The following is a 21,303-nucleotide window of genomic DNA, read 5'->3' on the forward strand; positions in this document are numbered from 1 at the left end:
GTCGAAGAAGGGCCATTCGAGGAACGAGCGCTCGCTCATTTCTTAGCCCCTCCTCTTCAGAGGAGGGGTTGGGGTGGTGGCGGCGCTCCGCGCCGCGCGAGCCTTCGGCTCGCCCCCACCCCTTGATCCCCTCCCCTGAAGGGGAGGGGTGGCGCGGCGCCCGTTAGTCACCTTTGAACTCGGGCTTCTGCTTGGCCGCGAAGGCCTCGAAGGCACGTCGAAAATCGTTGGTGGCCATGCAGATCGCCTGGGCTTGGGCTTCCATCTCGATCGCGGTCTCCAGGCTCACGTTCCATTCGGTGTTGAGCTGGGTCTTGGTGATCCCGTGGGCGAAGGTCGGGCCGTTCGCCAGCGACCGCGCGAGCGCCTGCGCTTCGGCCAGAACCTCGTTCGCCGGCACGAGGCGGTTGTGGAAGCCCCAGGCGAGGCCCTCCTCGGCGCTCATGCTCCGGCCGGTGAAAAGGAGCTCGCTGGCGCGGCCCTGGCCGATGATGCGCGGCAGGATGGCGCAGGCGCCCATGTCGCAGCCGGCGAGGCCGACTCGGGTGAACAGGAAGGCGGTCTTGGCCTCCGGCGTCGCGAGGCGCAGGTCCGACGCCATCGCGACGATCGCCCCGGCGCCGACGCAGACGCCGTCGACCGCCGCGACGATCGGCTGCGGGCAGCCGCGCATCGCCTTGACGAGGTCGCCGGTCATCCGGGTGAAGGCGAGCAGGCCCGGCATGTCCATCTCGGTCAGCGGGCCGATGATCTCGTGGACGTCGCCGCCCGAGCTGAAATTGCCACCGGCGCCCGTCACCACCACCGCCTTCACCGCGGGCGTGTAGACGAGCGCCCGAAACGTATCGCGTAGCTCGGCATAGCTCTCGAAGGTGAGGGGATTCTTCCGCTCCGGCCGGTTCAGGGTGACGGTCGCGACTCCCTCGTCGAACGACCAGCCGAAATGCTCGGGCGAAAAGGTTTCGGGGTTCATGCGATCTCCACCGCCTCGCCGTTGCGTTGCGAGAGAATGAGGTCAAGCACGGCCGCCGCGACTTCCTCCGGCGCGATCAGGCGGCCCGACGGATTGAGCGCGGCAAGCTCGGCGCGCGCTTCCGCTTCGCTCCGCCCGGTTTTCTCCTGGATGTTGGCGACGGACTCGACGGTCATGTCGGTGTCGACGAAGCCCGGGCAGACGGCGTTCGCGGTGAGGTTGGTCCTGGCATATTCCGCGGCGAGCGCGCGGGTGAGGCCAACCGCGCCATGCTTGGCGGCGATATAGGGCGCGGCATAGGCGAAGCCGTGAAGCCCGGCCATCGAGGCGATCGTGACGATCCGCCCGGCGTCGGCGGCGAGCAGATCGGGGAGCGCCGCCTGACAGCAATGGAACATGCCGTCGAGGTTGACCGCAAGCATGTCGCGCCACAGCGTTTCGGTGACCTTGGCGAAGGGCGCGCCCTGCACCGCGCCGGCATTGTTGACCAGGATCGTGATCGGACCCTGAGTCGCCCGGGCGATGGCGAAGGCGCCCTCGACCTGCTCGCGGTTGGTGACGTCGGCCGGAGCGACCAGCGCGTCGAAACCGCCGCCGCCGACCTGCTCTAGAGGCTCGCGCCGTCTCCCGACCAGGGTCAGCCGGGCGCCTTCCGCGGCCAGCGCGCGCGCGATCGCCGCGCCGATCCCGGTGCCGCCGCCGGTCACCAATGCATGCTGCCCCAGAAGCTTCACGCCTTCAGCATCTCCTGTTCGCGTTTTAGGTTGCGCGCGAGCTGCGCCATGCCGCCGAGATAGGGCGGCGGCACCCATTGCTCGCGATAATCCTGCGCCGCCGCGGCGCGAAGCGTCCAGCTCGGGTCGATCAGATGCGGGCGGGCGAGGGCGACGAGGTCGGCGCGGCCGGCGGCGAGGATCGAGTTGACGTGGTCGGGCTCGTAGATGTTGCCGACCGCCATGGTCGTCAGCCGGCCCTCGTTGCGGATCTGGTCGGCGAAGGGGGTCTGGAACATGCGGCCGTAGATCGGCTTGCAGTCGGCCCAGGTCTGGCCGGCCGACACGTCGATCAGATCGGCTCTGGCTTCGCTGAACGCGCGGCCGATCTCGACCGCCTCGTCCGGAGTCACGCCGAGGTCGCCCATCCAGTCATTGGCGGAGATGCGTACCGACATCGGCCTGTCGACGGGCCAGGCCTCGCGCATCGCTCGGAACACTTCGAGCGGATAGCGCAGCCGGTTCTCGAGGCTGCCGCCATATTCGTCGGTGCGCTTGTTGTGGAGCGGCGTGATGAAGCTCGACAGCAGATAGCCATGCGCCGCGTGAAGCTCGATCATGTCGAAGCCGCACTCCAGGCCCATTCGGACGGCGGCGACGAACTCGTCGCGGACGCGGTCCATGTCGGCGCGGGTCATCGGCCGCGGCACCTGGTTGTCGGGGCTCCACGGCACGTCCGAGGCGGCCATGACCGGCCAGTTGCCGCCGTCGAGCGGGACGTCATAGCCTTCCCAGCCGACCTTGGTGCTGCCCTTGGGGCCGCTGTGGCCGAGCTGAAGGCAGAACTTTGCCGGGGTGCTGGCATGGACGAAGTCGACGATGCGCTTCCACCGCTCGGCGTGCTCGGGCGCGTACATGCCCGTGCAGCCCGGCGTGATCCGCCCTTCGGCCGAGACGCAGGTCATCTCGGTGTAGAGGAGGCCGGCGCCGCCCTGGGCGCGGGTGCCGTAGTGGACGAGGTGGAAGTCCTGCGGGCAGCCGTCGACCGCCGAATAGGTCGCCATCGGCGAGACGACGACTCGGTTGGCGAGCTCCATTTCGCGGAGGCGGAACGGCGCGAACATCGGCGGCGCGGGGTCGTTGACCGCGTGGCCGCGGGCGCGACTCTGGAACCAGCGCTCGACGCCCTCCAGCCATGACCGGTCGCGCAGGCGCAGATTCTCGTGGCTGACGCGCTGTGAGCGGGTGAGCAGCGAGTAAGCGAACTGGATCGGCTCGAAATGGAGGTAGCGGTCCAGCGTCTCGAACCATTCGGTCGAATTGCGGGCGCTGTTCTGGAGCTTGAGCACCTCGAGGTTGCGCTCCTCGCGATACTCCTCGAGCGCCGCCGTGCGGCTGAGGCCTGGGCGGTTGAGCACCTCGGCCAGCTTGATCGCGTCCTCGAGCGCCAGCTTGGTGCCCGAGCCGATCGAGAAATGCGCGGTGTGCGCGGCATCGCCGAGCAGGATCAGGTTGCGATAGTGCCAGCGGTCGCAGATGATGCGGCGGAAGTTGAGCCACGCCTCCGGCCCGCGGAGGTGGGCCGCGTTGGACATCAGCGCATTGCCGCCCAGATATTTGGCGAAGATGCGTTCGCACAAGGCGATCGCATCGGCCTGCTCCATGCGGTCGAAGCCGAGCGCGGCCCAGGTCTCCGGCTCCATCTCGACGATGAAGGTCGAGAGGTCGTCGTCGAACCGGTAGGCGTGCGCCCACACCCAGCCTTCGTGCAGCTGCTCGAAGGCGAAGGTGAAGGCGTCGAAGGTCTTGTGCGTGCCGAACCAGAAGAACTTGTTGCGCCGCACCTGGATGTCGACGCCGAAATGCTCCTCGTACCGAGTGCGGATCCGGCTGTTCGCGCCGTCCGCGGCGATCACCAGGTCCCAGTCCGCCCAGTCGTCGAGGTCGGGGCTCGCCTCATGCTCGAAGTGGAGGGTGACTCCGAGCTCGCGTGCCCGCTCCTGCAGGATGTTGAGGAGCCGCCTGCGGCCGATGCCGATGAAGCCGTGGCCAGAGGAGCGGATCACCTCGCCATGGATGTGGACGTCGATATCGTCCCAATGGGCGAATTCGTCGCGGATCACCGCGCCCGACACGGGATCGTTCGCCATCAGGTTGTCGACGGTCTGATCGGAGAAGACGACGCCCCAGCCGAACGTGTCGTCCGGGCGGTTGCGCTCGAACAGGTGCACGTCGTGCGCGGGATCGCGCAGCTTCATGCTGATCGCGAAATACAGCCCGGCCGGGCCGCCGCCGAGGCAGGCGATCCGCATCACTGGGTTCTCTCGGTCGGAATGATGGTCAGTCGAAGAACGGCGGAAATCCTCCCGCCCCGAGCCTTAATCAAGCAATCGGCGGGCGACTAGCCTCCGCTGCGGAAGCCCGTTCTCCCTGCGAAGGTGACCGTGACGGGGAGGCGCCGGGTCAGCACGCCGGCGCTGATCATCTCGTCGACGCCGGGATACCAGACACTCTCAAACGGAGTCGCGTAGATGCGGGCGGTGAAGGCGGGCGCCAGGCCAGCGCGCTCGTAGAGCCGGCGGGTGAGCCGCATCGTCCTGTCCGGGGTGCGCGACAGCGAGACGTTCGGGCGGTGAAAGCCGACGCGCGTGCCGGGCGCCGCGGTGCGGTCGCGCCCGGCGATCAGGATCACGGTGCAGGCCGACGCGCACAAGGTTCGCGCAGAGGTGGCCATCCGCCGCTCGCGCACCGCGTGCGCGATGCGGTCCGCCTCGAACATCAGGCCGCCGGGGGACTGGAGGATTACTTGCCGGGCGATCGGATAGGCCCGTAGCGCGCGCTGGAAATTGGCATAGGCACCGTCGGTGATCGGCCCCTCGACGATCAGCGCGGAGCCGTCCTCGCTCGCGCGGATCCGAGTCGGCTCGGAAAGATCGATCGGCAGCGGCGCGGGCGCAGTCCCGCCCAGCGTCGCGGCCGCAACAGCCGCAACCAGCAAGTGCATGAAAACCCCTCCCCATGCCCAAGGGGGAAAGGTATCGCCTATTTTCGGTTAAGCAACGCCTTACGGCAGCGGTTCGTCGCACTCATTCGCCGTCTCGCAGCCAGTCGCACAGCTCCTGGATCGGCAGCACCTGGATGAAGCTGATCCCGTACCATTCGTCGCGGCGCCAGCGGATCACTCCGGGGAGCGGGCGGAAGCCCTGCATGGTGACGATTACGTCGCCGTCGAGCGGCAGGTCCTCGTCGCAGTCGAAGCGGATGCCGCCCTGACTGATGTTGCGGATTCGGCCCCACACGACCTGCTCGGCGCAGCGCAGCTTCGCCGGCCGGTCGATCTCGACGCGCGGGCGCCGAGCGCGGCGGCCATCGCCGAGGATCTTCGAGGTGGCGAGGAATGCAGGGACGTCGATCGGCTCGTCGAAGGTGATGCCGATGTTCGAGTCGCTCTCCCACACGACGGTGCCGGCAAGCGGTTCGTCATTCCTGATCTCGATCTCGACTCGGGTGCCGAGCGGGATCTCGCGATAGACATGCGCCATCACGCCGCCGGCCGAGATGTTGCGCACCAGGCAGAGCTCGCGCTCGCCGTCGATGATCAGCGCGCCGACGCGCAGGATGGTGAGGTGCCGCTGCTCCCGGCGCCGCTCCGGCGGCGACGGCGTCCGCGAGGACAGTGAGATGCTCGTCTCTTCGACGCAGTCTTGCGGCAACATACGGTCCACTTGGCGCTGGGCAGGCTGTTTCCGCCCGCTCTGATCCTTATCTGGCCTTAAACTCGTTTAAGAAGGCGTTACTTCCTGCCCCGTTTTGTACCGGTATTCGCGCGCTTCACCCTCTGCTTACCAAATCGCGATAAGCGGTCGTCATGCAGGACGTTTCCGCCGCTTCGGACCCCCGCCCGCGCTCGGCGGTGAGCCATGGCGTTGGCCTCGCCGGACTCGCCGGCCTGCTGCTGTGGACCGCGGCCGCGCGCGCCTTCGGCATGGTCGGCCCCGCCGCCGCGGCATTGGCGATCGTCGCCTGCGCGCTTCCGATGGTCGCCTGGTCGCTGATCGTCGACAAGGTCCACCGCAATCCCTCGACCGGCATCGACTGGGACAGCCCGCCGCGGCCGCGCGCCGAGTCCCTCGATATCTCGATCGCCAAGATCGTCGGCCTGTGGGCGATCTGGGGCGTGATCGGTTGCCTCTACTGCATCGGCCGCTGGTACTGGCGCGATCCCTATCTCTTCTCGATGACGCTGTTCGGCTATGCGGTCGTGCCGATGGTGGTGCTGTCGGTGCCCTACGTCCTGTGGCTCGATCGGCGCCTCAAGGAGCCCCGCGACGGCGCCTGGCATTTCGGCCAGCTCCTGATCGGCCGAGTCGAGGCGGTCGACCGCGACATCCTCTACGACTTCCTCCGGAGCTGGGCGGTGAAGGGCTTCTTCCTCGCCTTCATGCTGGCGATCGTGCCGGCCGGCTGGGCGTCGACGGTGGGGGAGGGGAGCGGCTGGATCCTAGACAATCCGGTCAACCTCGCGCGCTGGCTGATCACCGCGATGTTCATGATCGACGTCACCATGGCCAGCGTCGGCTACATCTTCACCTTCAAGCTGCTTGACGCCCATATCCGCTCGGCGAACCCCTACGCCTCGGGCTGGGCCGCGGCGCTGGTCTGCTATCCGCCTTTCATCATGATGGCGCCGGGCGGGCCGCTCGATTACCACCAGAACACCGCCGAATGGCTCTATTGGCTGGATGGCCAGCCGGTCCTGCTGATGCTGAACGGGGCGATCCTCGTCCTCCTCACCGGCATCTATGCCTGGGCGACTGTGGCGTTCGGGCTGCGCTTCTCCAACCTCACGCACCGCGGGATCCTCACCCACGGCCCTTATGCGTGGAGCAAGCATCCGGCCTATCTGTCGAAGAACCTGTTCTGGTGGTTCGCGACCCTGCCGTTCCTCGCCACGTCGGGCAGCTTCGTCGACATGGTCCGCAACACCGCTTTGCTGGCGGCGGTCAGCGGCGTTTATTATTGGCGCGCCGTCACCGAGGAGAAGCATCTCTCGACCGACCCCGCCTATCGCGACTATGCGGGCTGGATGGAGCGCAACGGACCCGTGCCGCGCTTCGTGCGGGGCCTTATCGGCCTTCGTCCTCCGCCCCCGGCGACCGCCCCCGCGGAGTAGCTGCCGCGGCGCGCTGCCACGGCCAGCGCCCCTCGATCTCGGCCTCCAGGCTGAAGCTCAGGAAGGTGCGGATCAGCACGATGATCCCGAGCACGATGACGCTGTCCAGCGTCGGCTCGATCGCGACCGTGCCGATGATGTCCGCGGCCACGAGGAATTCCAGCCCGAGCAGGACGGATCGGCCGAGGTCGGAGCGGAGGCACGCATAACGATCCTCCGCTCCGCTTCGTCCGCTTGCGAACCGAACCATCGCCAACAGGGCGCCGATCACGATGATCGCGACTCCGATCACCTCGAAACCGCGGGTGATCCAGTGGGTCGCCTCGCTCAGCAGCGTTTCGATCATCCCCTTACTGGCTGATGCGCAGGCGGTAGTTGCCGGTCTCGTTGGCGCCGAAGCTGGTCACGCGCACCACATAGGTGCCGGCTTCCTCGGGCGCGAAGAAGACGAAGGGATTAACCCCGCCGCCGCCGTCGTCGTCCGCGGTGATCGGATCGCCGCCGCGGCCATCGGCCGAATAGACCATGATCTGGCTGTCGAGGTCGCCCTCGCCGGTGACATGGATCATCGCGGTCTCGCCGGCGCCGAGGCGAAGCTCGTAATCGTCATAGTGACGATCATTGTCGGCCGGATCGGTGGCGGACAGCGAACCCTGATAGACCCGCCACTGGCCGCGCTCGGTGCGCGTCGGGCGGGTGACCAAAGCCGGCAGCGGCGCGGCGGGCTCGACGCGCAGATCGTAGGCGCCGGTGCCTCCGGGCGAGAAGCTCGACACGCGCACGACATATTCGCCGCTCGTCTGCGGCGTGAAGTTGATTCGCGAGTTGAGACTGTCGCCGGAATCGTCATTCTCCGCGACCGGCTCCTCGCTGCCCGGCGGCAGCAGGCGCAGATAGGTGTCGAACGCGTCGGAGCTGGCGCTGATCGTATAGCGCCGGCCGGCCTGAAGGGTGACTCGGTGCTCGCCGCGGGCAGCCTCGCACACCTGGATGTTGCCCTGGATGGTGGTCGGCTCCTGCCCGGCGGCGGGCGTCGCCGCGAGCAGAGCGGGCGCAATGAGGCACGAACTCACGAACAAGGATTTGAAGCGCATCTGGTCCTCCCCTGGTGCATCGGCGGCAGCGTCCGCATGATGCGCGACGGAACCGATGCAACGACCTTGCAAAATGCACGGCTGCGATGAACCGTGTATGAGCGACGATGAGCCGTTTTCAGCTGCGCGTCCAGCGCGATCTTGAAGCCCGCGCCTAGAAGCTTTCCTCGTCGTAGATGTGGCGGATGTCGCCGCCCCATTCCCCCTGGTAGCGGCGCAGGAGGCGATCGGCGGGCGTCTCGCCGCTGGCGAGGGTTTCGCGCAGCGGATCGAGGAAGCCGGTCTCGCTGTCGCCCGCGCCGTTGAGCCGGGCGCGGGCGGCGAGACCCGCCTCGGCAATGGCGAGGATCCGGCGGCCGAAGTCGCGCAGGCTCTCGCCGGCGGGGGTCATCGCGGTCAGGCCCTCGCGCGGCACCGCGTCGCGCAGACGCTGGCGCTCGTCCAGCGACCAATGCTTGACCTCGTCCCACGCCGCGTCGCGCGCCGAGGCGTCGTAGAGCAGGCCGACCCAGAGCGCCGGCAGCGCGCAGATGCGGCCCCACTTGCCGCCGTCGGCGCCGCGCATCTCGAGATAATTTTTGAGCCGGACCTCGGGGAAGATGGTCGAGAGGTGGTCGGTGAAGTCCGACTTCACCGGCTTCTCGCCGGGAAGCTCGGGGAGGCGGCCGTCGAGGAAATCGCGGAACGAGCGGCCGGCGACGTCGATATACTTCCCGTCGCGGTAGACGAAGTACATCGGCACATCGAGCGCATAGTCGAGATAGCGCTCGTAGCCGAAGCCGTCCTCGAACACGAAGGGCAGCATGCCGGTGCGGTCGGGGTCGGTGTCCGACCAGATATGGCTTCGGAACGAACGGAAGCCGTTGGGCTTGCCTTCGGTGAACGGCGAGTTGGCGAACAAAGCGGTGGCGAGCGGCTGGAGCGCGAGGCCGACGCGGAACTTCTGCGCCATGTCGGCTTCGGATTCGTAGTCGAGATTGACCTGGATGGTGCAGGTCCGAAGCATCATGTCGAGGCCCAGGCTGCCGACCTTGGGCATGTAGTTGAGCATGATCTTGTAGCGGCCCTTGGGCATCACCGGCAGGTCGGCGCGCGCCTTGTCGGGCCACATGCCGAGGCCGAGGAAGCCGAGGCCGAGCCGCTCGCCCAACTGCTTGGCCTGCTTGAGGTGGCGGCCCGCCTCGATGCAGGTCTGGTGCAGATTCTCGCGAGGAGCTCCGGACAGCTCGAGCTGGCCCGCGGGCTCGAGGCTGATCGCGCCGTCGGGCCCTGTGAGGGCGATGACGTTGCCGTTCTCCTCGACCGGCTGCCAGCCATATTCGGTCATCGCATTGAGAAGGTCGCGGATCCCGCCCGGCTCGTCGTAGGACGGCGCGTGATGGTCGGCGGTGCGATAGACGAACTTCTCGTGCTCGGTGCCGATCCGCCAGGCGTCCACCGGCTTCTCGCCGCTGGCGAAGATGGCGATCAGGTCGTCACGGCTCTCGATCGGCGGATCGACCCGGGCGGTCTCGGTACGCGTGGTCATGGCCGCGCGTCTAGCGACGGGCCGCACCAGCCGCCAGCCGGTTTCGTCGAGCAACCTTCCGCGGGCGGCCGCCGGCAGGCACGCCCGCCGCCGCGGAGAGTCACGAATGTCACGAATGTCACGAATGGCACATGGAATCGCGGGGTCTTCTCCCCCAAAAAGGCAGCGGTCACCCCACGCCTTCCGTGAAAGGCGTTCCTCACGGTCGAAAGAGCCAGCCGGCACGAACCGAATCGCGCCAGTTTCGGAACATTAGCAGAACAAAGGATTGTAGGAAAGTGGTCGAGGCGGTACCCGCCTGACAGAAGGGCCGCGGCCCTGGCGCCGATCACGGATTATCCTCGAGGCGCCTGCCCAAGGGGAACGTACATGGCCATCCACATCGGCATCGGCGGCTGGGACTATGATCCGTGGCGGGGGACCTTCTATCCGCAGGGGCTCGCCAGGACGAAGCAGCTTCACTTTGCGTCGCGGCAGCTCAGTGCGATCGAGATCAACGCGACCTTCTACAAGCTTCAGCGGCCCGAGCTGTTCGCCGGCTGGCGCGACACGGTGCCGGACGGGTTCAAGTTCGCGATCAAGGGCTCGCGCTTCTGCACCAACCGCAAGGTGCTGGCCGAGGCCGGGGAGTCGGTCGAGCGCTTCTGCGCGCAGGGCCTCACCGAACTCGGCGACAAATTGGGGCCGATCCTGTGGCAGCTCGCCGCCACCAAGCCGTTCGATGCCGACGACATTGCCGGCTTCCTCAAGCTGCTGCCGCGCGAGCAGGACGGCGTCAGGCTTCGCCACGTCATCGAGGCGCGGCACGAGAGTTTCGGCGATCCGCGCTTCGCAGCGCTGGCGCGGGAGGCGGGGGTGGCGATCTGCTACGCCGAAGGCGAGGGCAAGCCGACCTTCCCCGAGCAGACCGCCGACTTCACCTATGCGCGGCTGATGAGCGCGACGGAGGAGGAGCCGCTCGGCTATCCCGCGGCCGAGCTCGACCGCATCGCGGACCTTGCCCGGACCTGGAGCGACGGCGGCAAGCGCGACGTGTTCGTGTTCTTCATCGCCGCCGCGAAGGTGCGCAATCCGGCCGCCGCCCAGGCGCTGATCGAGCGGCTCGGGCGCTAGAGAACGGCGGCGCGAGCACTTTCTTAACGCTCGCCGCCGTAATGACCGGCGGATTCTATAGCTGGAGACCGGGGTGGGCTTTTCTCGCCGGGTCGGGCCGCCGATCGTCTCGGCGGCGGTCGCGACCCTCGTGCTCACGAACTTCGCGATGGTGCTGCTCGCCGAGCGCGCCAGCCATGACGGTCACCTGTTCGGCGCGATCTGGCCGATCGCGCTGACCTCCACCGTCGCGGTGGTTATGGTCATGTCCTTCCTGTTCAAGTCGATCGTCGAGATGGGCGCGGAGCTGGAGCGGCGCGAGGCCGAGGCGCAGCACCAGGCGCTCCACGACCAGCTCACCGGGCTCGCCAACCGCGCCCTGCTGGAGGACCGGCTCGGCCAGGCGCTGTGCCGCTACCGCCGAAGCGGCGAGTCGGTCGCCCTGCTGATGCTCGATCTCGACCGCTTCAAGCAGGTCAACGACACGCTCGGCCACAATGCCGGCGACGACATGGTCCGCCAGGTCGCCGAGCGCCTGCGCGGCCTGCTGCGCGACAGCGACACGGTCGCCCGCATCGGCGGCGACGAGTTCGCGATCATCCAGGCGCGGCCGCGCGGCGAGGTGGACGTGCGGCGCCTGTGCGAACGGATCATAGAGACGGTCGGCGAGCCCTATCGGCTGGGCGAGCGCGAGGCGCGGGTCGGAGTCAGCATCGGCGCGGTGTTCGCGGGGCCGGACATGGTCACCGCGACGGACCTGCTGCGCAAGGCCGACATCACCATGTATCGGGCCAAAGCCGCGGGCCGCCACTGCTTCCGAATCTTCACCGATGCGATGGACGCGGACGTCCAGCGCCGCGACAGGATCGAGACCATCCTGCGCGCCGAGCTTGCCGCGGGCGGCGGGCCGGAGCTTCACTTCCAGCCGGTGATCGGCGGCGACGGCAAGGTCGCCAGCGTCGAGGGGCTGATGCGCTGGGACCAGGCGGTGCTCGGCCCGATCGCCCCGGCGGAAATCGTGCCGGTCGCCGAGGAATGCGGCCTGATCGAGCAGCTCGGGTTCAACATGGTCCGCCGGGCCTGCGCGCTGGCGCGCCGATTCCCCGAGCTGTCGGTGTCGATCAACCTGTCACCGGCGCAGTTCCGCTCGGGCGATTTTCCGGAGGCGCTGCGCCGGCTGGTCGCGGGCGAGGGCGTGCCGTGCAATCAGCTCGAGCTCGAAGTCACCGAGCAGCTGTTCATCGATCATGGCGGCCTGTGCGAGCCCGCGCTCCACGCCTTGCGCGAGGCCGGCTTCCGCATCTGCCTCGACGATTTCGGCACGGGCTATTCGTCGCTGTCGTGCCTGCGCCGATTCCCGGTCGACACGGTCAAGCTCGACCACAGCTTCGTCGACATCGCCGCCCGCGACCAGAGCGTGGCGCTGATCCGAGCGGCGGTGACGCTCGGCCATGCCATGAACATGGAAGTGATTGCGGAAGGCGTGTCGTGCGAGGCCGAGGAGCAGATCGCGCTCGAGGCCGGCTGCGACGGGCTCCAGGGTCATCTCTATGCCCGCGCGATGCCCACCGACCAGCTCGAATCATGGCTCGCCGACATGCGCAAGGCGCGGATCAGCGACGCCGCCTGACCCGAGACGCTTGGCACCGGTGCCAGCGGCGGGCATGAAGGCCGACGATGCAACCACGCCCGTTCGCCTGGACCGCAGGCGCCATCCTCGTCACGATCGGCCTTGCCGGCTTCGCCCCGGAACCGATCGTTGCGATCGAAACCGATCCGCTGCGCCAGGCCGCGGGGGTCGACCACCCGCAGCTGTTCGGCCTGCTTGGCGTCAGCCCGGTGCTCAACATCCTCCATCTCGCACTGGGTGTTTGGGGCCTGATCTCGGGCCGGAGCCTCAACGGGGCGCTCACTTATGCCCGCCAGGTGACCTTCGCCGGGGCGCTGCTGACGATCTTCGGGGTGATCCCGGGGCTGGATACTTTGTTCGGCCTCGCGCCGCTCTACGGCAACAATCTGCTTCTGCACGGCCTGCTGGCCATCACCGGCTTCCTGTTCGGCTGGCTCTACCGCCGCCCGCCCGCGATTCCAGACCGGGTCGAGGACGACGACGAAGCCTATGAGGGCTAGGCGGCGGCGAACGCCTCGTCCGGATTGGCGTAGAGCAAGGTCGATCCCGCCAGCGCCGACGCCTTGAGTCCCATCGCTTCCGGCACGATCGTCGCCATGAAGAACTGGGCGACGGTGCTTTTCATCGCGAGGAAGCCGGGATCGCCTTCGCCGGCCGCGCCGAGCCGGTCGGCGGCCTTCATCTGCCGCTCCATCAGCCAGCCGGCGACCGCGACCGCCATCATGGTGAGCAGCGGATAGGAGCCGGCCAGCCTGGAATCGACCGGCGTCTGCGGGTTCGTCATCACCTTCGTGACGCCGTCGAGCGTCTCGATCAGCTGCAGGAGATGGTCGCTCTCCGCCTCCGCACGCATGTCCGCGATGAGCCGCGCCAGGGTCTCGCCGCCTTCCAGCCCGAGCTTGCGCCCGACCAGATCGGCGGCCTGGATGCCGTTGGTGCCCTCGTAGATCGGCGCGATGCGGATGTCGCGGAAATGCTGGGCGGCGCCGGTCTCCTCAATGAAGCCCATGCCGCCATGGACCTGGACGCCGAGGCTCGCGACCTCGCAGCCGACGTCGGTCCCCCATGCCTTGACCAAAGGCGTCAGCAGGTCGGCGCGGGCCTTGGCGGCCGCATCGCCGCGGCTGGCGAGATCGGCCTGGGCGTTGGCGTAATAAGCCAGCGCCCGCGCGCCTTGGGTCAGCGCCTTCATGCGCAGCAGCATGCGGCGCACGTCGGGGTGCTGGATGATCGCCACGGCCTCGCGGCCGGGCGCCCCGGCGCGGGCCGACTGGACGCGCTCCATCGCATAGGCGACAGCCGCCTGGGTCGCGCGCTCGGCGATCGACACGCCCTGAAGGCCGACGTTGAGGCGCGCATTGTTCATCATCGTGAACATGGCGCGCATGCCGCCATTCTCGCCGCCGATCAGCTCGCCGATGCAGTCGTCATTGTCGCCGAACGCCATCACGCAGGTCGGCGAGGCGTGGATTCCGAGCTTGTGCTCGATCGACACGCAGCGGACGTCGTTGGCGGTGCCCTCGGCCCGGACCTTAGGCACGATGAACAGGGAGATGCCGCGGGTGCCGGCGGGCGCGTCCGGAAGCCGCGCGAGGACCAGGTGGACGATGTTGTCGGCGAGGTCGTGGTCGCCGAAGGTGATGAAGATCTTCTGGCCCTTGATGCGGTAGGTGCCGTCGCCGACGGGATCGGCGCGGGTCTTGAGAGCGCCGACGTCGGACCCCGCTTGCGGCTCGGTGAGGTTCATCGTGCCGGTCCATTCGCCGGTGACCAGTCTGGGCAGCCAGGTTTCCTGCTGCTCGGGCGTGCCGTGATGCTTCAGCGCCTCGATCGCTCCGGCGCTCAGCATCGGGCACAGCGAGAAGGCCATGTTGGCGGCGCCGAGATTTTCCAGCACCACCGCAGCCATCACCTGCGGCTGGTCCTGCCCGCCGAAATCGCCCGGCGCCGAGATCGTCCCCCAGCCGCCCTCGACATAGGCCCGGTAGGCGTCGCGGAAGCCGTCGGGCATTGAGACGCCGTCGGGCGACCAGCGCGCGCCGACGGTGTCGCCGACCCGGTTCAGCGGCGCGAATTCGCCCGCCGCGAACGCGCCGACGCCCTCGACGATCGCGTCGGCCATGTCGGCGGACACGTCGAACCCCGCTTCGGCGAGCCGGTCGATGCCCGCGACATGGCGAAGCACGAACTTCTGTTCCTCGATCGGGGCGGTGTAGGTCATCGGCGCGAGCGTCTCCGGCTGTGGTTGCGCTGGTACGACGGCAGCTATAGCGCGGCGGGGTGCCCGCGCCAGACCTGCCCACTCAAGTCCGCCCTGCCGACGACGCCGGCATTGCCGAAGCTGCCCGCCTGATCCGCGCGGGGCAGCCGGTCGCGGTGCCGACCGAGACGGTCTACGGCCTCGCCGCCGACGCGACCTCGGGCGAGGCGGTGGCGCGGATCTACGAGGCGAAGGGACGACCCAGCTTCAATCCGCTGATCGTCCACGTGACGGGGATCGATCAGGCCGAGCGCATCGCCCGCTTCGATCCCGCCGCACGGGCGCTCGCGCAAAGATATTGGCCAGGGCCGCTGACGCTGGTGCTGCCGCTGCGCGAGGAGGCTGGGATCGCGTCCATCGTCACCGCCGGCCTGACGACCGTCGCGCTGCGCGCCTCCGCCCATCCGGCGATGCAGGCGCTGATCGCGGCCGCCGGGCGCCCGCTCGCGGCGCCCTCGGCCAATGCCAGCGGCCGGATCAGCCCGACGCGCGCCGCGCATGTGCTGGACAGCCTCAAAGGTCGCGTTCCGCTCATTCTCGACGGCGGCCAGACCGCGCATGGCCTCGAATCGACCATCGTTGCGGTCGCGGACGGCGAGGTCCGCCTGCTCCGTCCCGGCCCGATTTCGGCGGAGGAGCTTGGTGCGGTCGCGGCCCCGACTCCGGAGCGCATCGTCGCCCCCGGACAGCTCGCCAGCCACTATGCCCCGGCCAAGCCGCTCCGCCTCAACGTCACCGAGGCGGCGCCCGACGAATGGCTGATCGGCTTCGGCGACATTGCCGGCGACGTGTCGCTGAGCCGGAGCGCGGACCTGGTCGAGGCCGCGGCCGCCTTGTTCGACCTGCTCCACGACGCCGACCGCCAGCCCGCAGCGCGCATCGCCGTCGCGCCGATCCCGGAGGACGGTCTCGGCGCCGCCATCAACGACCGCCTGCGCCGCGCCGCCGCGCCGCGACCGGAGAAATCATGAACTGGAACGACAATCTCACCGCCGAGCGGGTGACCTTCGTCACCCATCTCGAATGCTCGATGACCGGCGAGCGCTACGCGGCGGACCGCCTGCACGGGCTTTCGAGCGCCGGGCGCCCCTTGCTCGTGCGCTACGATCTCGACGGCGTGCGTGGGGCGCTGACGCGCGAGGCGCTCGCGAACCGCCCGAACGACATGTGGCGGTGGCGCGAGCTGCTGCCGGTGCGGCGGGCGGCGGACGTGGTCAGCCTCGGCGAGGCTGCGACTCCGATCGTCAGCTTGGCGAAGGTCGGCGCGCGGCTCGGCCTCAAGGAGCTTCTGGTCAAGGACGAGGGACGGTTGCCGACCGGCTCGTTCAAGGCGCGCGGCCTCGCCATGGCGGTGTCGATGGCCAAGGAGCTGGGCGTCGCGAAGATCGCCATGCCGACCAACGGCAACGCCGGCGCCGCGCTCGCCGCCTATGGCAGCCGCGCCGGCATCGAGACGATCGTGCTGTGTCCCGACGACACGCCCGAGATCAACGTGCGCGAGATCGCCGCGCAGGGCGCCCGGGTCTATCGTGTCGATGGGCTGATCGACGAATGCGGCGCGATCGTCGGGGAGGGCGCCAAGGCGGGCCACTGGTTCGACCTGTCGACGCTGAAGGAGCCCTATCGGATCGAGGGCAAGAAGACGATGGGCCTGGAGCTGGCCGAGCAGCTCGGCTGGCGGGTGCCCGACGTGATCTTCTACCCGACCGGCGGCGGCACCGGCCTGATCGGCATGTGGAAGGGGTTCGCCGAGCTGGAGGCGCTGGGGCTGATCGGGCCGGAGCGGCCGCGCATGGTCGCCGTTCAGGCTGAGGGCTGCGCACCGATGGTGAAGGCGTGGCAGGAGGGTGAGGAGCATGCCGGGCGCTGGCAGGACGCCCACACCGTCGCCGCCGGGATCCGCGTGCCCAAGGCGGTCGGCGACTTCCTCATCCTGCGCGCCGTGCGCGAGAGCGGCGGCTTCGCCATCGCGGTGCCGGACGAGGCGATCCTCGCTGCCATCGACGAGGCGGCGCGTCAGGACGGCCTGCTGCTGTGCCCCGAAGGCGGCGCCACGCTGGCGGCCGCGGCGCAGGCCTTGGAGCGGGGCCTGATCTCGCGCGACGACCACGTCGTCCTGTTCAATTGCGCCACCGGCCTCAAATATCCGATGCCCGACCGTTCCCGGCGGCTCGCCAAAGCGGGGCCGATCGACCATGCGGCGCTGTAACGCTCCCTCTCCCCGCCGGGGAGAGGGCTTAGGGCGGCATGACCCGCCGGCCCGCCGTCATCGCCCATCGCGGCGCCAGCGGTTTGCGGCCGGAGCATACGCTGGAAGCCTATCGTCTCGGCATCGAGCAGGGCGCCGATTATATCGAACCCGACCTGATCATGACACGCGACGGAATCCTCGTCGCCCGCCACGAGAATGAGATTTCCGGCACCACCGACGTCGCCGATCACCCTGAATTCGCCGACCGCCGCGCCACGAAGATGGTCGACGGCCGCCAGCTCACCGGCTGGTTCACCGAGGACTTCACGCTCGCCCAGTTGCGCAGTCTGCGGGCCCGCGAACGCCTTCCCGAGCTTCGCCCTGCCAGCGCCGCCTATGGCGGCCGCTTCGGCTTGGTTACGCTCGAGGAGATCATCGCCCTCGTTCGCGAGGAAAGCAGGGTGCGCGGTCGCCCGATCGGCATCGTCGCGGAGCTCAAGCACGCCGCTTATTTCGACGGCATCGGATTGCCGATCGACCGGGCGCTGCTGCCGCTGATCGCCGGGCTCGGCCGCGACGATCCCTTCTTCATCGAATGTTTCGAGCCGGGCATCCTTCGCCGGCTGCGCGGCCAGACCGACGTGCGCCTCGTCCAGCTCCTCGCCGAGACCGGCGGCCCGCCCGACTGCGCTCCGATCGGCTATGCCGAGATGGTCACGCCGTCAGGCCTGGCCGACATCGCGCTTTATGCCGACGCGGTCGGCCCGGCCAAGGCGCTGATCGTTCCGCGCGGGGCCGACGGCGCCAGCCTACCGCCGACGAGCCTTGTCGCCGATGCCCACGCCGCCGGCCTGCTCGTCTTTCCCTGGACCTTCCGAAGCGAGAATTTCTTCCTGCCCGCAGATCTGCGCCGGGGCGAGGACCTCCGCGCCCACGGCGATTCTGGCGCGGAGTATCGTCAATTCTACGATCTCGGCGTCGACGCGGTGTTCAGTGACTTTCCCGAACAGGCGGTCGCCGCACGCGACTAAACCCTCCCTGTGGAGCGAAGCTTCATGGGGCGGGGGACCGCTCGCGAAGCGAGTGGTGGAGGGGCTGTTCGCGCCCGGCGCCTCGCCCCTCCACCGCCTTCGGCGGTCCCCCTCCCCATCGCCTTCGGCGACAGGGAGGAACTGAGGCCTAAGCTTCGGCCTTCTTCACCCGGTTCTGGAAGCTCTTCCTGAGCTTCTGGATCTTCGGCGGGATCACCGCCAGGCAATAGGGGTTCCGCTGGCCTTCGCCCGACCAATAATCCTGGTGATAATCCTCGGCCGGATACCATTCGCCCTGTGGCTCGATGGTGGTGACGATCGGTTCGGCGCGGTCCGCCTGTGCCCGCTCGATGCCGCGCCGCGCCGCTACTTCCTGCCCGGCGTCGTTGGGGAAGAGGGCCGAGCGGTACTGCGTGCCGATGTCGTTGCCCTGGCCGTTGAGCTGGGTCGGGTCGTGGGTCGCGAAGAAGATGTCGAGAATGTCGTCGTAGCTGATCTGGTCGGTGTCGAAGGTGACCCGGATCGCCTCGGCATGGCCGGTGTCGCCCTCGCACACCTGCTTGTAGGTCGGGCTGGCGATATGGCCGCCGGTATAGCCGCTCTCGACCTTGGTGACTCCGATCACGTCGTTGAACACGGCCTCGGTGCACCAGAAGCAGCCGCCCGCCAGTGTCGCCTGTTCCTGTGCCATGCCGTCTCCTTCGCTGCTGTGAGACAGCGAAATAGGGCGTGAAGCCGCGAATGGAAGCCGCTAGTCGGGTCCCCATGCGGATCGTCAGCTACAACCTCAACGGCATCCGGGCGCGCATGGAGCGACTGCTCGAATATCTCTCCGAGCAGAAGCCAGACGTGGTCTGCCTGCAGGAACTGAAGTGCGCTCAGGAGACCCTGCCCGACGCGGAGATCCAGGCGGCCGGCTACAAGGCGGTGTGGCACGGCCAGAAGGGGTTCAACGGAGTCGCCGTGCTCACCCGCCGCGACAATATCGTCGAGCGCCGCATCGGCCTCCCCGGCGACCCGGAGGACGTGCAGAGCCGCTATGCCGAGGCCGAAGTCGACGGAGTCATCGTCGCGTCCATCTACCTGCCCAACGGCAATCCGATCGGCACCGAGAAGTTCGACTACAAGTTGCGCTGGCTCGAGCGGCTGCGCGCCCATGCCGCCGAATTGCTCGCCGAGGAGAAGCCGGTCGTCCTCGCCGGCGACTATAACGTCATCCCCACCAGCACCCATGACGACGTCTTCTCGCGCCGCGCCATGGCCAATGACGCCCTGATGCAGCCGGAGAGCCAGGCCGCGTTCCGGACGATCCTCAACCAGGGCTGGACCGACGCGATCCGCACCCGCTTTCCGGAGGGGCCGGTCTACACCTTCTGGGACTATCAGGCCGGTGCCTGGCGCCGCGACGCGGGCTTCCGCATCGACCATCTGCTGCTGTCGCCGACCGCCGCCGACCGCTTCCTCGATGCCGGCGTCGACAAGGATTATCGCGGCCGCGAGAAGGCCAGCGACCACGCGCCGACCTGGGTCGAGCTGGACGAGCCCGAGGCCTAGAGCGCCTTTTCGTAAACCCGATAGACGCGGTTGATCTTTGCCTCGATCGCATCGGCGATCGCGACCATTCCCTGATTGTCGTCGAGGATCCAGCCGACCTCGCCGCGGCTGATGGCGTATTTGGGCCCAGCCTCCGCCCGGATCGTGCCGATCAGCATGAAGGCGAGCTGCGAGGCGATTCGGCTCGCCTGAAGCCTCTTCACCACGCCCATCAGCGGCACCCGCGCCTCGCCGAACTTGCCGCGTTTCAGCCACCACAGGATCTTCGCCCAGCCGAACGGGAACAGCTTGCCGTCCAGCCCCTTCAGGACGCGGTTGATGTTGGGCAGCGACATCATGAACGCGACCGGCTCGCCGTCATATTCGGCGATCCGGATCATGTCCTCGAACACCAATGGCTTCAGCTTCTCGCCGGCGAAGGCGATCTCGCTGTCGGTCAGCGGGATGAAGCCCCAATTGTCGCCCCACGCGTCGTTGAGGATCGACAGGATCAGGGCCGCTTCCTCGTCGAACCGGCTCTTGTCGACGTTGCGCACGCGGATGCGCGGGTTCTTCTGGCCGCTCGCGACGATGCGCTGGATGAGCGGCGGGAAGTCATTCGTGACGTCGAGGTCGTAGGTGTAGAGGTCCTTGACCCCCTTATAGCCGGCGGCCTCGACCCAGTCCTCATAGGCGGCGAGATTATGGCCCATCATCACCATCGGCGGGTGGTCCTGGCCCTTCACGAGAAGCCCGGGCTCGTCCCAGATGCCGAGCGAGAAGGGGCCGAGCGAGCGGGTCATGCCCTTGGCCTTGAGCCAGCCCTCGGCGGCGGCGATCAGCGCCTGCGCGGTCTCCGCATCCTCGGCCTCGAACATGCCCCACTGGCCGGTGCCGGCGCCCATATGCTCGAGCACCAGTGCGTCGACCTGCGCCGAGATCCGCCCGACCACGCGGCCGTCGCGGCGGGCCAGGAACAGCTCGGCCTCGGCATGCTCGAACCAAGGATTCTTGCCCGGAGTGATCAGCCCGTTCACCTCGTCGCGGAGCGGCGGCACCCAGTTCGGGTCGTCGCGGTTCAGCCGATACTGAAGTTCGACGAAGGCGTTCTTCTCCGCCTTGGTGCGCACGGGGGTGACGGTGACCATTAAGCTCCAATCCTCCCGCTCAAGGGCTCAAAAAGAAGGCCCCGCCTTCCCTGGCGCTCGGCTAGGGGAAGGGCGGGGCCTCGACAAGTTCAGGCTGGTGCGTCGGGAGCTCAGTCGCGCCCGCGCTGCCGCGGGTGCCCCGTGGCGACGCCGCCGGAGAGCTGCGCCACATAGGGATATTGCTTCGCGACCTCGTCGGTGTAGCCGAGGTTGAACACGGTCGGGCTCTTGTTCGGCCGGTCGCCGCGGGCGCGGTCGTAGAAGGTGCCGAACAGCTTGTCCCAGAAGAAGCTGGTGATCCCGAAATTGCCGTCCTCGTCGTGGAAATGGTGCGCCATGTGCCGCTTCTTCATTTCCGCCAGCAGCTTGTTGCGCGGCTTGTAGGCGAGGTGCTGGATGCAGTGGACGAACTCGTAGAAGGCGGTTGTGAGCAGGCCGGTCGCGAAAGCGGCGGCGGCGGCGCCGATCGCCGCTTCCTGGCCCCACGGCAGGCCGATCGCATAGCCGATCGGGATCACGAACAGGGCGATGGTCGGCAGAGTCGTGTAGAGCGCTCCGAACAGCACCTCGAGATGGTTCGGGTCCTGGTGGTGATCGTAATGGATGCGCTTCCAGGTCGGCGCGAGCAGCTTGTGCTTCCACATCCAGCGGCTGTGCAACACCCAGCGGTGAAGCACGTACCAGGCGAGCGGGTAAATGAGGCTGGCGACCGCGACGGCGACCACGGTCGGCGCGACCGGCGCCGGATAGGCCGCGAACACGCCGATCGAGACCGCGGCGAGCAGAAGATAGGCGATGATCGCCGGATACTGGAAATAGGCGACGACCAGCTCGCGGAACGTCATCTTGTCGAGATGATGCTCACGCCTCCAGAAGGACGGGCGAAGGGTCTGTGCGGTTTTCACGTCTTTAGATCCTCTTGGGTCCTCGAGCGCCG

Annotated in this window: 20 protein-coding genes; 8 read left to right on the plus strand and 12 right to left on the minus strand. The window is 68.2% G+C overall.

Features of this window, described 5'->3' with window-relative positions; genetic code table 11:
• Positions 1-163: 163 nt before the first annotated feature.
• The 5 genes from G7B71_RS03995 to G7B71_RS04015 form a co-directional block, all read right to left on the minus strand.
• Positions 164-973, minus strand: coding sequence for an enoyl-CoA hydratase family protein (locus tag G7B71_RS03995; protein ID WP_166038117.1), 810 nt, complete (start codon positions 971-973; stop codon positions 164-166).
• Positions 970-1,707, minus strand: coding sequence for an SDR family oxidoreductase (locus G7B71_RS04000; protein WP_166038119.1), 738 nt, complete (start codon positions 1,705-1,707; stop codon positions 970-972). The genes G7B71_RS03995 and G7B71_RS04000 overlap by 4 nt, the downstream gene beginning before the upstream one ends.
• Positions 1,704-3,998, minus strand: coding sequence for a bifunctional salicylyl-CoA 5-hydroxylase/oxidoreductase (locus G7B71_RS04005; protein ID WP_166038122.1), 2,295 nt, complete (start codon positions 3,996-3,998; stop codon positions 1,704-1,706). The genes G7B71_RS04000 and G7B71_RS04005 overlap by 4 nt, the downstream gene beginning before the upstream one ends.
• An 89-nt stretch (positions 3,999-4,087) precedes the next feature.
• Positions 4,088-4,690, minus strand: coding sequence for a hypothetical protein (locus tag G7B71_RS04010; RefSeq protein WP_166038123.1), 603 nt, complete (start codon positions 4,688-4,690; stop codon positions 4,088-4,090).
• An 82-nt stretch (positions 4,691-4,772) separates the two neighbouring features.
• Positions 4,773-5,402, minus strand: a complete 630-nt coding sequence (locus tag G7B71_RS04015) for a PilZ domain-containing protein (protein ID WP_166038125.1) — start codon at positions 5,400-5,402, stop codon at positions 4,773-4,775.
• Between the two features lie 152 nt (positions 5,403-5,554).
• On the opposite strand from G7B71_RS04015, the gene G7B71_RS04020 reads away from it, so the two are divergent.
• A complete protein-coding gene (locus tag G7B71_RS04020; protein WP_166038126.1) occupies positions 5,555-6,859 on the plus strand; it encodes a DUF1295 domain-containing protein in 1,305 nt (434 codons plus the stop codon).
• Here G7B71_RS04020 and G7B71_RS04025 read toward each other — a convergent pair.
• From G7B71_RS04025 to G7B71_RS04035, 3 genes are all read right to left on the minus strand, one after another.
• The gene (locus G7B71_RS04025) at positions 6,813-7,205 is read right to left on the minus strand and encodes a DUF1622 domain-containing protein (RefSeq protein WP_166038128.1); all 393 of its coding nucleotides are present in this window, start codon (positions 7,203-7,205) and stop codon (positions 6,813-6,815) included. The two genes, G7B71_RS04020 and G7B71_RS04025, sit on opposite strands and share 47 nt — an antisense overlap.
• A gap of 4 nt (positions 7,206-7,209) precedes the next feature.
• Entirely contained in the window at positions 7,210-7,953 is a 744-nt protein-coding gene (locus G7B71_RS04030; RefSeq protein WP_166038130.1) for a pre-peptidase C-terminal domain-containing protein, read from the minus strand.
• 154 nt (positions 7,954-8,107) lie between these two features.
• A complete protein-coding gene (locus G7B71_RS04035; RefSeq protein ID WP_166038132.1) occupies positions 8,108-9,481 on the minus strand; it encodes a glutamate--cysteine ligase in 1,374 nt (457 codons plus the stop codon).
• A gap of 369 nt (positions 9,482-9,850) precedes the next feature.
• Here G7B71_RS04035 and G7B71_RS04040 point away from each other — a divergent pair, with 369 nt between their 5' ends.
• The 3 genes from G7B71_RS04040 to G7B71_RS04050 all read left to right on the plus strand — a co-directional run bounded on the left by G7B71_RS04040 (position 9,851) and on the right by G7B71_RS04050 (position 12,703).
• Positions 9,851-10,594, plus strand: coding sequence for a DUF72 domain-containing protein (locus G7B71_RS04040; protein WP_166038134.1), 744 nt, complete (start codon positions 9,851-9,853; stop codon positions 10,592-10,594).
• A gap of 73 nt (positions 10,595-10,667) precedes the next feature.
• Positions 10,668-12,203 (plus strand): EAL domain-containing protein, encoded by a 1,536-nt coding sequence (locus G7B71_RS04045; RefSeq protein ID WP_166038136.1) that lies wholly within the window; start codon positions 10,668-10,670, stop codon positions 12,201-12,203.
• A gap of 47 nt (positions 12,204-12,250) precedes the next feature.
• On the plus strand, positions 12,251-12,703 hold the full coding sequence (locus G7B71_RS04050) for a DUF4383 domain-containing protein (protein WP_166038137.1): 453 nt from the start codon (positions 12,251-12,253) through the stop codon (positions 12,701-12,703).
• On the opposite strand, the gene G7B71_RS04055 is transcribed toward G7B71_RS04050, so the two are convergent.
• Positions 12,700-14,424, minus strand: a complete 1,725-nt coding sequence (locus G7B71_RS04055; RefSeq protein ID WP_166038139.1) for an acyl-CoA dehydrogenase — start codon at positions 14,422-14,424, stop codon at positions 12,700-12,702. The two genes, G7B71_RS04050 and G7B71_RS04055, sit on opposite strands and share 4 nt — an antisense overlap.
• Positions 14,425-14,483: 59 nt before the next feature.
• Between G7B71_RS04055 and G7B71_RS04060 the strand changes: the two genes are divergently transcribed.
• Genes G7B71_RS04060 through G7B71_RS04070 form a run of 3 tightly spaced genes read left to right on the plus strand, consistent with a single transcriptional unit; the run spans position 14,484 to position 17,685 of the window.
• Positions 14,484-15,434, plus strand: a complete 951-nt coding sequence (locus tag G7B71_RS04060) for an L-threonylcarbamoyladenylate synthase (protein ID WP_243406090.1) — start codon at positions 14,484-14,486, stop codon at positions 15,432-15,434.
• The gene (locus G7B71_RS04065; RefSeq protein WP_166038142.1) at positions 15,431-16,672 is read left to right on the plus strand and encodes a threonine synthase; all 1,242 of its coding nucleotides are present in this window, start codon (positions 15,431-15,433) and stop codon (positions 16,670-16,672) included. The genes G7B71_RS04060 and G7B71_RS04065 overlap by 4 nt, the downstream gene beginning before the upstream one ends.
• A gap of 38 nt (positions 16,673-16,710) precedes the next feature.
• A complete protein-coding gene (locus G7B71_RS04070; RefSeq protein ID WP_166038144.1) occupies positions 16,711-17,685 on the plus strand; it encodes a glycerophosphodiester phosphodiesterase in 975 nt (324 codons plus the stop codon).
• A 148-nt stretch (positions 17,686-17,833) separates the two neighbouring features.
• On the opposite strand, the gene msrA is transcribed toward G7B71_RS04070, so the two are convergent.
• Positions 17,834-18,376: a peptide-methionine (S)-S-oxide reductase MsrA gene (gene msrA, locus G7B71_RS04075; RefSeq protein WP_166038147.1), complete on the minus strand. Its 543-nt coding sequence runs from the start codon at positions 18,374-18,376 to the stop codon at positions 17,834-17,836.
• Between the two features lie 74 nt (positions 18,377-18,450).
• Between msrA and xth the strand changes: the two genes are divergently transcribed.
• Positions 18,451-19,239: an exodeoxyribonuclease III gene (xth, locus tag G7B71_RS04080; protein WP_166038149.1), complete on the plus strand. Its 789-nt coding sequence runs from the start codon at positions 18,451-18,453 to the stop codon at positions 19,237-19,239.
• On the opposite strand, the gene G7B71_RS04085 is transcribed toward xth, so the two are convergent.
• Both G7B71_RS04085 and G7B71_RS04090 read right to left on the minus strand, forming a co-directional pair.
• A complete protein-coding gene (locus G7B71_RS04085; RefSeq protein ID WP_166038151.1) occupies positions 19,236-20,366 on the minus strand; it encodes an N-acetyltransferase in 1,131 nt (376 codons plus the stop codon). The two genes, xth and G7B71_RS04085, sit on opposite strands and share 4 nt — an antisense overlap.
• A 110-nt stretch (positions 20,367-20,476) precedes the next feature.
• Positions 20,477-21,211: a sterol desaturase family protein gene (locus G7B71_RS04090; protein ID WP_166038270.1), complete on the minus strand. Its 735-nt coding sequence runs from the start codon at positions 21,209-21,211 to the stop codon at positions 20,477-20,479.
• Positions 21,212-21,303: the final 92 nt, after the last annotated feature.

The organism is Sphingosinicella sp. YJ22 (assembly GCF_011320075.1).
Classification (GTDB): domain Bacteria; phylum Pseudomonadota; class Alphaproteobacteria; order Sphingomonadales; family Sphingomonadaceae; genus Allosphingosinicella.